This is a genomic window from Geodermatophilus sp. SYSU D00700 (assembly GCF_054050255.1).
On the sequence record NZ_JBJGZA010000001.1, the window covers coordinates 62,065 to 74,433 of the forward strand.

Sequence of the window (12,369 nt, forward strand, 5' to 3'; positions counted from 1 at the left end):
CCGGAGGGGCGTCGGGAGTGGTTCAGGCCGCCGAGGCGGTCTGCGCGGGGGTGTCCCCCGTCCCGCGGGGACGGGGCGCCGCGCCCTCACCGCGCCGGGCCCGCAGGCCGGCGAGGTGCCAGGAGGTGCAGTCGGGGCAGCTGGCGATCCAGACGTGCCGGGGGTGACGGTGACAGACGGCGCGATCGGCCATCGAGCTGGTCATGGTGCGGATACTCCCTGCCGCGGCGCTGCCGCGGCTCGTGACTCGTGGGACGGCTGGTGCAACACGGACGGGGCGGTCGCCCATCCGGGTGTGCGGGAGGACACGCACCGACGCCTGCACCTGCACGTTCGGCGAGATGTGACGATCACGACCTCACCCTTTGGCGTCGGGACACTGCCGTCCGACCACGCTGAGTGCCGATCCTGGGCGCATGTCCGCTCGACTCGTCGCGGCCGGCACCGTCGCCGGTCAGCAGCCGTGGCCCCGGGAGACGCCCGCCCAGGACGGCCCGTGGTGGCGCTCGGCCGTCGTCTACCAGGTGTACCTGCGCTCGTTCGCCGACGGCGACGGCGACGGCATCGGTGACCTGGCCGGCCTGCGCGCCCGCCTGCCCTACCTGTCGTGGCTGGGCGTGGACGCGCTGTGGATCAACCCGCACTACCCCTCGGGCGGCGCGGACGGCGGCTACGACGTCACCGACTACCGGGCGGTGGACCCCGAGTACGGCGACGTGTCCGACGTCGAGGCGCTGGTCGCCGACGCGCGACGGCTGGGCCTGCGCGTGGTGCTCGACGTCGTCCCCAACCACACCTCCGACCAGCACCCGTGGTTCCAGGCGGCGCTGGCCGACCCGGACTGCCCCGAGGCGTCCCGGTACCACTTCGCCCCGCCGTCGGAGCAGCCGCCGAACAACTGGCGGTCGCTGTTCGGCGGGCCGGCGTGGTCGCGGACCGCCGACGGCCGCTGGTACCTGCACCTGTTCGCCCCCGAGCAGCCCGACCTCAACTGGCGCGACCCCGCCGTCGCCGAGGATTTCGAGCGGACCCTGCGCTTCTGGCTCGACCGGGGCGTGAGCGGCTTCCGGGTCGACGTCGCCTACGGCCTCTACAAGGACGCCGGCCTGCGGGACAACCCCGGCGAGTACTCCCCCACGCTGTTCGGCCACGGCCCCGAGCAGGCGATGACGTGGAACCAGCCCGAGGTGCACGACGTGTGGCGCCGCTGGCGGTCGATCTGCGACGAGTACCCGGACACCATGCTGGTCGGCGAGGTCTGCCTGGCCGACCTCGACGAGGTCGCGCTGTACTCGCGGCCCGACGAGATGCACCAGTCGCTGTCCTTCCGGCTGCTCAAGTCGCGGTGGGAGACCCCCGCCTTCGCCGAGGCGATCGGCAGCGCGCTGGAGGCCTTCGGTCGGGTCGGCGCCCCGGTCAGCTGGGTGCTGGGCAACCACGACAAGGACCGCATGGTCACCCGCTTCGGCGGCGGCGAGACCGGCCTGGCCCGCGCCCGCGCGGCGGCCCTGCTGCTGCTGTCGCTGCCCGGCTCGGCCTACGTCTACGCCGGCGACGAGCTCGGCCTGCCGCAGGCGCACGTGCCCGACGAGTGCAAGCAGGACCCGATCTTCCACCGCAGCGGTGGCGCGCGGGCCGGCCGCGACGGCTGCCGCGTGCCGATGCCGTGGAACGCCACCACCGGCGTCGGCTTCTCCCGCGACCGCTCGGCCAGGCCGTGGCTGCCGGTGCCCGCGGAGTGGAAGCGGCACGCCGTCTCCCGGCAGACCCGCGAGTCCGGCTCGGTGCTGCACCTGTACCGCCAGGCGCTGGCCGTGCGCGCCGAGCACCCCGCGCTGGGGACCGGCGAGGCCACCGTGAGCACCCGCGGCGACGTGCTGACCGTCCGGTGCACCGGCGGCGGCCGCACGGTGCGCTGCGTGGTCAACATGGGCGCCGAGCCGGTGCTGGTCCGCTCGCGCGGGCAGGTGCTGCTCGAGTCGGGCCCGGGCGTGCACTCCTCGGCCCGCTCGGTGGCCCTGCCGCCCGACACCGCCGTCTGGATCGCTGAAGACTGAGGGGGTGCGCCCCCGACGCTGCCCCTGCGGATCCGGCCTGGCCTACGCCGAGTGCTGCGGCCGGCTGCACGACGGGACGGCGACCGCGGCGACCGCCGAGCAGTTGATGCGGTCGCGCTACAGCGCCTTCGCCGTCGGCGACCCGGCCTACCTCCTCGCCACCTGGGACCCCGCCACCCGGCCGCGCACGCTGGACCTCGACCCGGGGATGCGCTGGATCGGGCTGGAGGTGCTGGGGACGACCGGCGGCGGGCTGTTCGACGCCGAGGGCACGGTCACCTTCCGCGCGTCCGCCCGGGCCGGCGGGGAGCGGCACGTGCAGGGCGAGCGCAGCCGGTTCCGCCGCGTCGGCGGCCGCTGGGTCTACGTCGACGGCGACCCGGCCTGACGCGCCGGCAGCCAGCGCTCCAGCCAGCCGAGCGTCAGCTCGACGACGTGGCGCAGGGCGCCCGGCTCGGGGAACAGGTGGGTCGCGCCGGGGACGACGGCCAGCTCGTGCACCGCCCGCAGGCGCGCGGTGGCCGCGCGGTTGAGCTCGAGCACGCGCTCGTCGGCCCCGCCCACGATCAGCAGCGTCGGCGCCCGCAGCCGCTCCAGCGCCTCCCCGGCCAGGTCGGGACGGCCGCCGCGGGAGACCACCGCCACGACGCGGTCGGGACGGTCGGCCGCCGTGACGACCGCGGCGGCGGCCCCGGTGCTGGCGCCGAAGGTGGCCAGCGGGAGCCCGGCGGTGCCCGGCGCGCCGCCCAGCCAGTCGGCGGCGGCGGTCAGCCGGCCGCCGAGCAGCCGGACGTCGAAGCGCAGTTCCCGCGTGCGGGCGTCGACCTCCTCCTCGGCAGCCGTGAGCAGGTCCAGCAGCAGGGTGCCGAGGTCCGCCCGCTGCAGCGCGGCGGCCACCTCCCGGTTGCGGGGACTGTGCCGACTGCTGCCGCTGCCGTGCGCGAAGAGGACCACCCCGCGGGCACCGGGCGGCACGGTGAGGTCACCGGCCAGCACCGTCCCGGCTGCGGGCAGTTCGACCGGTCCCCCGGCGCGCATCGACGTCCCTCCTCGGGCGACGGACTCCGTCCTCCCCGGTACCCGGACCCGCCCGGACCGACGCGCACCCCCGGCCTGGCGCCCCGACCGGGGGTGTGGTGGTCTGCCGCCGTGCCCCCCGCCGACCTCGACGTCCTGGTGGCGGGGAGTGGTCCTGCGGGCCTGTCCGCCGCGGCCGCGTGCGCCGCGGCGGGCCTGCGGACGGCGCTGGTCACCCCGTCGCTGCGCGCCTGGCCGGCCACCTACTGCCTGTGGGCCGACGAGCTCGACGCCGCGGCCGGGCCGCTCGGCCTCGACCCGGCCGCCGCCGCGGCGCGGTACGCCCCCACCGTCGTCCGCACCGCAGCGGGCGGCGAGCGGCGGCTCGCGCGCGGCTACGCCCGGCTGCGCAACGACGTCGTGCACGCCGCGCTGCTCGACCGGTTCCGGGCGGCCGGCGGGACGGTGGTCACCGGCCGCGTGACGGCCGTCGAGCGCGGGGAGGTCACCGTCCTCGCCGACGGCGGGCGGCTGGCCGCGCGGGTGGTCCTCGACGCCCGCGGCGGCGGGCCGGGGACGGCGCAGCAGCGGGCCTGGGGTGAGGTGGTGGCCGGTCCGGTCCCCGACCTCGTGCCGCCCGGCGGCGCGCTGCTCATGGACTGGACGGCGCTGGCCGCACCCGGTGCGCCACCGGCGTTCCTCTACGGGCTCCCCCTCGACGACGGCACCGTGCTGCTCGAGGCCACCTCCCTCGCCGCCCGGCCGCCGCTGCCGCTGCCCGGCCTGCGGGACCGGCTGGCCGCGCTGCTCGCCGCGCACGGCCTGCGCCCGGCCGGGGCCGCCGAGCGGGTGGCGATCCCGCTCGACGCGCCGTCCCGCGGCGGCGGTCCGGGCACGCCGCTGGGTGCGGCCGCCGGGCTGGTGCACCCGGCCACCGGCTACAGCGTGGCCGCGTCGCTGCGGCTGGGCCCCCGGGTGGCCGCCTCGCTCACCGGCGGGGGCGGCCCGGCCGCGGCCCGGCGGGCGGTGCGCGCGGCCCGGCCCCGGGCGACGGCGGCGCTGCTCGGCCTGGGCCTGGAGGTGCTGCTGCCACTGGACACCGCCGCCACCGACGCCTTCTTCGCCGCGTTCTTCACCCTGCCCGAGCGGGCGTGGGCGGCCTACCTCGACGTCGGGTCGCCCCCGCCGGCGGTCGCCGGGGCGATGGCGCGGGTGTTCGCCGCCCTCTCCCCCGCGCAGCGCGCCCGGCTGCTGGGCCGCGTCGCGCGGGGGGTGCCCCGGCTCAGGCGGGCGCGGGCGGCGGGGTCGGCTCGATGACGGCGGCGTGCTCGGGCAGCACGCCGGTGCGCTTGCGCTGGCGCAGCAGGTACCAGGCCAGCCCCACCGCGACGATCGCGCCGATGAACAGCGGCGCGGCCCACTGCAGGTACCAGTGCTGCGGGCCGGTGGCGTTGTAGATCTCGCGCCGCGGCCAGGCCAGGTTCACCGCCATGCCGGCGCCCCACAGGACGGCGAGCAGGTTGACCGGCAGCCCCCAGCGCCCGAGCGAGAACCGCCCGGCCGGCGCCGGTGCCGGCCAGCGACCGCGCAGCCGGGCGACCAGCATCGGCCCGGTCACCAGCAGGTAGGCCAGGTAGATCATCACCACGGCCATGCTGGTCAGGGCGGTGAACACCTGCGGCTGGCGGACGTTGAGCAGCAGCACGCCCACCGCGAGCGTGCCGACGACGACGGCGGGCACGACCGGCGTCCGCCGCCGCGGGTCGACGTGGGCCAGCCGGGCGCTGGCCGGCAGCACGTTGTCGCGGGCCATGGCGAAGGTCATCCGGATGGCCGCGGTGTGCACCGCCAGGCAGCACACGGTGACCGCGACGACGATGCAGACGAGGAACGCCCTGCCCAGCCCCGTGCCGGCCACCGAGAGCAGGACGTACTGCAGGCCGCCGCCGCCCGAGGACAGCGCCGGGTCGGTGAGGGAGGGGGCGGCCATGAGGCCGAAGAGCAGGATCAGCCCGCCGAGCACGAACGACGCGGTGATCGCCCGGATGATCGCCCGGGGCGCGGTGCGGCCGGGGTCCTTCGTCTCCTCGCCCAGTGAGCTGGCGGTGTCGAAGCCGTACATGACGTAGCCCGAGGCGAGCGCGGCGACCAGGAAGGCGCCGAGGTAGCCCAGCGGCTGCCCCTCGCCACGGCCGCCGGTGTCGAACAGGACGTCCTGCGGCCCGCGGGTGATCGCCAGCGCCAGGACGACGACGATCAGCACCGCCGCGACCAGCTCGATGAACACCCCGGCGCTGTTGATGCGGGACATCAGCCGCACGCCGAAGGCGTTGACCAGCGTGGTGAACGTGATGAGCAGACCGCCCAGCAGCACGGCGTTGACGGCGACGTCGTAGGTGCCGGTGCCGTCGCCGACGACCTGGAAGCCCGACCACAGCTGCGGCAGCGTGATCTGGTAGGCCAGCGCGGTCGCGGCGAGGGTCACGATCGAGGCGGTGAGCATCACCCAGCCGGCCAGCCACGACGTCGTCGCGCTGCCCAGCCGCTTGGTCCAGTTGTAGAGCGACCCGGCCACCGGGTAGCGGGCGGCGAGCTCGGCGAAGCACAGCGCCACCATCAGCTGCCCGGCGAAGACCAGCGGCCAGGACCAGACGTAGGCCGGCCCGCCGGCGCCGAACCCGAAGTAGAAGAGCTGGAACGTGCCGGTGAGGATCGAGATGTAGCTGACGCCGGCCGCGAAGCTGGAGAACCGGCCGATGCTGCGGTCCAGGTGCTGTCGGTAGCCGAACTCCGCGAGGTGGGGGTCGCCGTCGTCCGAGGGGGGCACGTCGAGGGGCCTTTCCGGTGAGTGAGGTGCTGGGCCGCACCACTCTCGCCGACGGCGCGGCCCCCGGCGAACCGGGACCGCGCCCGGTTACCCTCCCCGCCGATGAGCACCTCCCGGCCCGGCCCCGGCCCCCTGGCCGGGATGCTGCGGCAGTGGCGCGAGCGGGCCGCGCTCAGCCAGGAGGAGCTCGCCGCCCGGGCGGGCCTGACCGCCAAGGCCGTGAGCGCGCTCGAGCGCGGGGAGCGGTGCCGCCCGTACCCGCACACCCTCCGCGCGCTGGCCGACGCACTGGCCCTCGACGACGCCGACCGCGCGGCCCTGACCGCGGCCGCGCGTCCCGGCGGACCGGCGCCCGCCGAGACCGGGAGCGCGCGGGACCTCCCCGTCCTCCCGACGCCGCTGGTCGGCCGGGACGCGGAGCTGGCCGAGGTCGGCGGGCTGCTGCGGTCGGGCGCGACCCGGCTGCTCACGCTCACCGGCCCCGGCGGCGTCGGCAAGACGACGCTGGCACTGGCCGCGGCACGGGCGCTGGCCCCGCACTTCCCCGACGGCGTCACCGTCGTCGAGCTCGCGCCGGTGCGCGAGGCCCGGCTGGTGCTGCCCGAGCTGGCCCGCGCGCTGGGCGGGCAGCGGCCGGCCGGGCCGGTGGCCGACGCCGTCGCCGGCCGGCTGGGCGCCCGCCGGCACCTGGTCGTCCTGGACAACGCCGAGCACGTCCTCGACGCGGCACCGGAGGTCGCCGGCCTGCTGGCCCGCTGCCCGGGGCTCGCCGTGCTGGCCACCAGCCGCGCGCCCCTGCGGGTGCGGGCCGAGCGCGAGTTCCCGCTCGGCCCGCTGCCGGTCCCGGCGCGCGCGGACGCCGCGACCGTCGCCGCCTCCCCCGCCGCGCGGCTCTTCCTCGACCGGGCGGCCGCCGCCGGCCGCACGGTCGCCCTCGACGACGCCGCGGCCGCCGCCGTCGCCGCGATCTGCCGCCGTCTCGACGGGCTCCCGCTGGCCCTGGAGCTGGCCGCGGCGCACGCCCGCTACCTGCCGCCGTCGGCGCTGCTCGGCCGGCTCGACGACGCCCTGGGCGCCGGCCGCTCGCGGGACCTGCCCGAGCGGCAGCGCACGATGCGCGCCGCGCTCGACTGGAGCCACGAGCTGCTCACCGCCGGCGAGCAGGCGCTGTTGCGGCGGCTCGCGGTGTTCGCGGGCGGGTTCGGCCTGGACGCGGCGCGGGCGGTGGCCGGCGGCGACGACGTCGTCCCGGAGCTGGGCGGCCTGGTGGAGCAGTCGCTGGTGGCGGTCGAGGACGGGCCCGAGGCCCGGTACCGGCTCCTCGAGCCGGTCCGCCAGTACGCCGCGGCCCGGCTCGCGGCCTCCGGCGAGGCCGACGCCGTCGCCGGCCGGGCCACCGCCGCCGTCCTCGACCTCGCGGCCGGTGCCCGCGACGGGCTGACCGGGCCGGAGCAGGGGCCGTGGCTGGACCGGCTCGAGCGCGACCACGGCAACCTCGCCGCCGCCCTCGGCCGCCTGGTGGCGGACGGGCGCGTGGCCGACGTCGCCCGGCTCACCGAGGCGACGTGGCTGTACTGGGCGGTGCGCGGCGGCGCCGCCGAGGGGCTGGGCTGGGTGGCGCAGGTGTCCCCGGCCGGGCTGGCCCCCGACGACGCCGCCCGGCTGCTGCTCGGGCTCGCCGCGCTGCGCTACGCGTCGGGCGACATCCCGGGAACCCGCGCAGCCGCCTCCGACGCCGCGGGCGCCGCCGCCGACGCCGGGGCCGCGGACCTGCGGGCGCTCGCGCTGGTGCTCACCGGGTCGGCCGCCGTCTTCCTCGGGGACCTCGACGCCGCCGCCGTCGACCTCGACGAGGCGGAGCGCCGGGCGGACGACACCGGTCAGGCGTGGGCGCGGGCGCACGCGGTGACCGCGCGCGGGCAGCTGCTGCTGCAGGCCGGCGACCTCGGCGGGGGCACCGCCGAGCTCGCCCGCGCCGAGCGGTTGGCCCGCGAGCTGGGCAGCCCGTTCACGCTGGCCACGGTGCTCAACGTGCAGGCCTCGCTCGCCCAGCTGGCCGGCGACGAGGACACCGCGCTGGCCCGGTGGACCGAGGCCGCGGACCTGGCCGCGGAGGTCCGCACCACCTGGACGCTGGCGTACACGCTGCCGGGGCTGGCCGTCGTCGCGGCCCGCCGCGGGTCGCCGGAGCTGGCGGCGCGGCTGTTCGCCGCGGGCTCGGCGACGGCGGAGGCGGCGTCGGTGGCGGTGGCCTTCCCGCCCGACCTGGAGCTGGTCCGCGTGGTGCTGCCGGAGGTGCGCGCGACGCTGGGCGAGGAGGCGTTCGGGCGGGCCTGGGACGCCGGCCGGCTGCTGCGCCCGGAGGACGTCCCGGCCCTGGCCCGCGGGATCAGCGGGTCCCCCGGACGCGGCTGACGTAGCGCCGGTACTGCCGGGCGAGGACGGTCCGCAGCAGGACGCGGACGGGGAACGGGACGACGCCGAGCATCATCTCCCGCTCCTCCGGGCTGCACTCCTCGACGAGCGCGCCGAACAGGATCGGCAGGTCCTTCTTCGCCATCACCTCCTGCCCGTGCGCCCCCAGCCGCGCCCACTCCGCCTGCGTGACGTGCCGCTCGGCGAGCGGGAGGATCTCCCGCTCCTCCTCCGCCAGGTGCACGAGCAGGACCTCGCGGAGTGCGTCGATCGTGCCGGCGACCTCCTCGGCGACGGCCGGCCGGGCCTCGGCCTCCCAGCGGTCCAGCGCGGGGCCGAGCCGCTCGATGAGGTGCTCGACCTGCTCGTGCTGGGCCTCCATGCGGTGCACGACCTCGGCGTCGGGCGGGCAGCGCTCGAGCAGCGTCGGCCACAGGTACTCGTCCTCACCGGTGTGGTGCAGGTGCAGGCCCTGCAGCACCAGGCGGGCGTGCCCGGCGAGGACGGCGGCGCGGTCGGTGTCGCCCGGGGCGACGGCGCGCACCAGCTCGGGCAGCAGCCGGAACTCGCGGCGGAAGGCGCGGTGGACGACGTACATGTCGCGGACGTCGGCCATCGGGACGGGGGCGGGAGCGGTGTTCGTCATGGCGTCGAGCCTGTCGGCGGCCGTCGGCACGTCCCACCCACAGCGCCCCCACACCTCTCCCACACTCCACGGTGTCCGTGCTGGTCAGGACCCCGTTCCTGTCGTACCCCCGGGCTAGCGTCCGGGACGTGTTCGAGGGCTACGGGGTCGGGCTGGCGGTGGCGGAGGTGCCGCGGCCGCCCGCTGCGGCGTCTGCCCACGAGGACGGCGCCCGGCCCTTCCGGTTGACCGACGTGCTGCAGGTCGGCACCTGGGCACCGGCCACGCAGGCCCTCGAGCTGGGCCGCATCCAGGACGTCCGCTCGGCGCTGGCCGCCTACGAGGTGGCCCTGATCGCCGAGCTGGCCGGCGCCCGGGCCGACTTCTTCGGACCGCCCCGGTCGGGAGCGCCCGGCCTCGTGGTCGGAGGGCGGCCTGGCCGGGATGGGTGAGTTCACCGTCGACGAGGTGGCCCAACTGCTGCGCTGCTCGGTCACCGAGGCCAGCGTGCGGTGCGAGATCGCGCTGCTGCTCACCCGGCACCTCACCGCGACCTGGGCGGCGCTCGCCGACGGCCTCGTCGACTGGTCACGGGCCCGGGCGATCGCCGCGGAGCTGTCCGAGCCGGTCCGCCGCGGTGACCCCGCACGGGTGGTCGCCGCGGTCGAGGCCGCCGTGCTGCCCGGTGCGATGGACCTCGGCGTGCGCGCGCTGCGGGCCGCCGCGCGCCGGGAGTTGGTCCGGCTCGACGCCGGGGCGGCCGAACGGCGGCGGCGGGAGGCCCGGCAGTCGGCGGACGTCCGGGTCCGGCCGGTCGCCGACGGCATGTCCGAACTGGTGACCCTGCTGCCACACGAGGACGCCTGCGCCGTCCGCGACACCCTCGACCGCCACGCCCGGCTGGCCGCCGACGCCGGCGCCACCGCCCCGCTGGGGGTGCTGCGCGCCGGGGTGCTCACCGATCTCGTGCTGCGCCCATGGGACACCACCCGCCCGGCGGTGACCGCGCACGTGACCGTGTCGGCACCGCTCCCGGCCCTGGCCGGGACCCCGGGCGCGGACCCGGCCGAGATCGACGGCGAGCCGATCACCGCCGCCCACCTGCGCGAGGTCCTCGCCCAGCTCGACGCAGCCTGCCCAGGCGGACTACGCGCCCCGGCCGGCGGCTGCCTGGACGTCGCGCTCACCGACCCACGCACCGGCGCCCTGCGCGCCGTGGCCCCCGCAGGTGAACTGGTCAGGCTCGCCCGCCGCGGCTGCACCGACCACCCTGGTCCGGTCTGCCGGTGCACACTGCTGCGCCGACCGGCGGAGGTCGACGGCTACCGGCCCAGCCGACCTCAGCGGCGGTTCGTCGCCACCCGGGACCGCACCTGCCGCATGCCCGGCTGCAGTCGACCGGCCGCCTCGACCGACCTCGACCACGTGGCCCCCCACGGCCGCGGCGGGCTCACCGACTGCACGAACCTCTGCTGTCTGTGCGAACGGCACCACCGGCTGAAGACCCACGCCCGCGGCTGGGCCTTCGCGATGGACGACGACGGCTTCCTGACCGTCACCACACCCAGCGGCGTCACCCGGGTGACGCGACCGCCGGGTCTCCGCCGACCGGCTGCGGACGAACCCCCGCCGTTCTGAGCCGCCCGGGTCGACAAGACGACGACTCGACGTGCGGACACCTCGACGTGCGGACACCTCGACGTGCGGACACCTCGACGTGCGGACACCTCGACGTGGCGACGGGTCGACGACTCGACCTGTCGCCACATCGAGGGAGAGTGCCCGGACTCAGTGCTCCGACGCGTGGTGCCGGAACCGCCGCCACGGGTGCCGTTTGGCGGGCGGGGGCTCGGCGGGCGGCAGCTCGGCCTGCGGCACGTCGGCGGACGTCGACGCGACCGGCTCGCGGGCGGGCGGCGCGGCCGTCGCCTGCTCCGGAGGCCGGCGGGCGCCCGGCCGGGTCCGGTCGGCGAGCCGCTCGCGGCTGAGCTGGTGCTGCAGGCCCAGCGGGTCGCACCGCGAGCCGCGCGCGGCGACGTCGTGCTGCGCCTCCCACTGCGCGATCAGCTTCTCCTCCGGCGACATGTCCCGGTACCGGCCCTCACCGGGCGGCGGCGTGCTGGACCTCGTCATGGCGCTCCCTCCGTGCACGGCAGGCCGGGTCCAGTGCACGCCGCACCACCGGCCGGCGGGAGGGTCGGAGGTCCCTGCGCACCGCCGGGCTCAGACCTCCTCGGTCTCCAGCTCCCCCGCCGAGCGCTGCACCAGGCCCACGACGACCACCAGCGACACCAGGGCGGCCAGGGCACCGATCACCACCCACGCCGGCAACTCGAGCAGCGCGTCGAGCGCGGCCACCACCGCGGCCACCAGCGGCCACCACCACCCGTGTCGTACCCGTCCCGTCATCGCCGACGCGGTGAGGCTGGCCGAGACGAGGTAGGCCGCCACCCCACCGGCGACCAGCAGCCTGGTCCCGGCCGGCACCTCACCGGCGGCGGCCTCCACCACGGCGAGCTCCAGACCCGCGCCCACCGACGCGAGCGCGAGCGTCAGCGGCAGGTGCCCGAAGACGTAGACGTCGTGGGAGTGCGCGCCGTTGGACTCCCCGGCCTCGCCCAGCAGCTTCTTCGCCCTCGCGCCGGCGAGGTCGAAGTAGCTCCACCACAGCGCCACGGCGAGCACGAACCCCAGGAGGGCCACCGGCAGCGCGGCGGCCGACCACTTCGCGTCGTAGAGCCCGTGGGCGACGGCGGCCACCGGCTCGCCGAGCACGAGGATGACGAACAGCGCGAACCGCTCGGGCAGGTGCTCGACGTGCAGCGGCACGTCGGCCGAGGACCGCGTCGCGAGCAGCGGCACCAGCGCCTCGACCAGGACCGCGGCCGCCCACAGCGCGTACGCGGCCGGCCGGGGGACCGCCAGCGACACCGCCCACAGCACCGCACCGGCGCCCGCGCCGAGCAGGTACAGCCGGGTGATCGGTCGCGCCTCGGGGACGTGCACGTGCGCCCGGCGGTACTGCAGGAGCAGCAGCACCCGCAGCAGGACGTGGCAGAGCACGAAGACGGTGAACCGCTCCCCCGTCGCCTCCGACGCCGACGCCGCCAGCCCCACGACGGCGGCCATGCTGGCGAGCTTGTACAGCCGGTAGACGACGTCGTCGTGGTCGAAGCGGTTGGCGTAGAGCGTCGAGCTCACCCACGACCACCAGACGGTGGCGAACAGGCCCGCGAAGACGGCGAACCCGTGCACGGTCACGTCCTCGCGCAGCGCGATCGCCAGCTCGGCGACCACCAGGACGAACGCGAGGTCGAAGAACAGCTCCAGTCGCGAGGCGGAGCGGTGGTCGTCGGTGCGCAGCCGCGGCGGCCGGACGGCGTCGCCGCCGCGGCCGCCGAAGAAGGTCCGGACGCCGGCCATGGAAC

The 12,369-nt window shown here is 77.2% G+C and carries 11 protein-coding genes; 6 read left to right on the forward strand and 5 right to left on the reverse strand.

The window, feature by feature from the left end:
- Window positions 1-416 precede the first annotated feature (416 nt).
- A complete protein-coding gene (locus ACI79V_RS00270; protein WP_456885749.1) occupies window positions 417-2,057 on the forward strand; it encodes an alpha-amylase family glycosyl hydrolase in 1,641 nt (546 codons plus the stop codon).
- A 4-nt stretch (window positions 2,058-2,061) separates the two neighbouring features.
- A complete protein-coding gene (locus ACI79V_RS00275) occupies window positions 2,062-2,445 on the forward strand; it encodes a YchJ family protein (RefSeq protein WP_456885751.1) in 384 nt (127 codons plus the stop codon).
- Here ACI79V_RS00275 and ACI79V_RS00280 read toward each other — a convergent pair.
- On the reverse strand, window positions 2,421-3,095 hold the full coding sequence (locus ACI79V_RS00280; RefSeq protein ID WP_456885753.1) for a dienelactone hydrolase family protein: 675 nt from the start codon (window positions 3,093-3,095) through the stop codon (window positions 2,421-2,423). The genes ACI79V_RS00275 and ACI79V_RS00280 overlap by 25 nt on opposite strands.
- Before the next feature lie 111 nt (window positions 3,096-3,206).
- Between ACI79V_RS00280 and ACI79V_RS00285 the strand changes: the two genes are divergently transcribed.
- A complete protein-coding gene (locus tag ACI79V_RS00285) occupies window positions 3,207-4,391 on the forward strand; it encodes a lycopene cyclase family protein (protein WP_456885755.1) in 1,185 nt (394 codons plus the stop codon).
- Here the strand turns inward: ACI79V_RS00285 and ACI79V_RS00290 are convergent.
- Complete coding sequence (locus ACI79V_RS00290) at window positions 4,357-5,901, reverse strand: APC family permease (RefSeq protein ID WP_456885756.1); 1,545 nt, start codon at window positions 5,899-5,901, stop codon at window positions 4,357-4,359. The genes ACI79V_RS00285 and ACI79V_RS00290 overlap by 35 nt on opposite strands.
- 102 nt (window positions 5,902-6,003) lie before the next feature.
- On the opposite strand from ACI79V_RS00290, the gene ACI79V_RS00295 reads away from it, so the two are divergent.
- The gene (locus tag ACI79V_RS00295) at window positions 6,004-8,316 is read left to right on the forward strand and encodes an ATP-binding protein (RefSeq protein ID WP_456885757.1); all 2,313 of its coding nucleotides are present in this window, start codon (window positions 6,004-6,006) and stop codon (window positions 8,314-8,316) included.
- Here ACI79V_RS00295 and ACI79V_RS00300 read toward each other — a convergent pair.
- On the reverse strand, window positions 8,291-8,962 hold the full coding sequence (locus tag ACI79V_RS00300; RefSeq protein WP_456885759.1) for a hemerythrin domain-containing protein: 672 nt from the start codon (window positions 8,960-8,962) through the stop codon (window positions 8,291-8,293). The two genes, ACI79V_RS00295 and ACI79V_RS00300, sit on opposite strands and share 26 nt — an antisense overlap.
- A 128-nt stretch (window positions 8,963-9,090) precedes the next feature.
- Between ACI79V_RS00300 and ACI79V_RS00305 the strand changes: the two genes are divergently transcribed.
- Window positions 9,091-9,393 (forward strand): hypothetical protein, encoded by a 303-nt coding sequence (locus ACI79V_RS00305; protein ID WP_456885761.1) that lies wholly within the window; start codon window positions 9,091-9,093, stop codon window positions 9,391-9,393.
- Window positions 9,386-10,579: a DUF222 domain-containing protein gene (locus tag ACI79V_RS00310; RefSeq protein ID WP_456885763.1), complete on the forward strand. Its 1,194-nt coding sequence runs from the start codon at window positions 9,386-9,388 to the stop codon at window positions 10,577-10,579. The genes ACI79V_RS00305 and ACI79V_RS00310 overlap by 8 nt, the downstream gene beginning before the upstream one ends.
- A 150-nt stretch (window positions 10,580-10,729) precedes the next feature.
- Here the strand turns inward: ACI79V_RS00310 and ACI79V_RS00315 are convergent, their stop codons facing one another.
- Together ACI79V_RS00315 and ACI79V_RS00320 are read right to left on the reverse strand one after the other, a co-directional pair.
- A complete protein-coding gene (locus tag ACI79V_RS00315; RefSeq protein ID WP_456885765.1) occupies window positions 10,730-11,074 on the reverse strand; it encodes a hypothetical protein in 345 nt (114 codons plus the stop codon).
- 90 nt (window positions 11,075-11,164) lie between these two features.
- On the reverse strand, window positions 11,165-12,364 hold the full coding sequence (locus ACI79V_RS00320; RefSeq protein ID WP_456885767.1) for a low temperature requirement protein A: 1,200 nt from the start codon (window positions 12,362-12,364) through the stop codon (window positions 11,165-11,167).
- Window positions 12,365-12,369 lie beyond the last annotated feature (5 nt).

Coding starts and splice junctions, on each gene's coding strand:
- ACI79V_RS00310 (WP_456885763.1), top strand. CDS start 9,386: ATGGGTGAGTTCACCGTCGACGAGGTGGCCCAACTGCTGCGCTGCTCG.
- ACI79V_RS00315 (WP_456885765.1), bottom strand. CDS start 11,074: ATGACGAGGTCCAGCACGCCGCCGCCCGGTGAGGGCCGGTACCGGGAC.
- ACI79V_RS00295 (WP_456885757.1), top strand. CDS start 6,004: ATGAGCACCTCCCGGCCCGGCCCCGGCCCCCTGGCCGGGATGCTGCGG.
- ACI79V_RS00300 (WP_456885759.1), bottom strand. CDS start 8,962: ATGACGAACACCGCTCCCGCCCCCGTCCCGATGGCCGACGTCCGCGAC.
- ACI79V_RS00280 (WP_456885753.1), bottom strand. CDS start 3,095: ATGCGCGCCGGGGGACCGGTCGAACTGCCCGCAGCCGGGACGGTGCTG.
- ACI79V_RS00270 (WP_456885749.1), top strand. CDS start 417: ATGTCCGCTCGACTCGTCGCGGCCGGCACCGTCGCCGGTCAGCAGCCG.
- ACI79V_RS00320 (WP_456885767.1), bottom strand. CDS start 12,364: ATGGCCGGCGTCCGGACCTTCTTCGGCGGCCGCGGCGGCGACGCCGTC.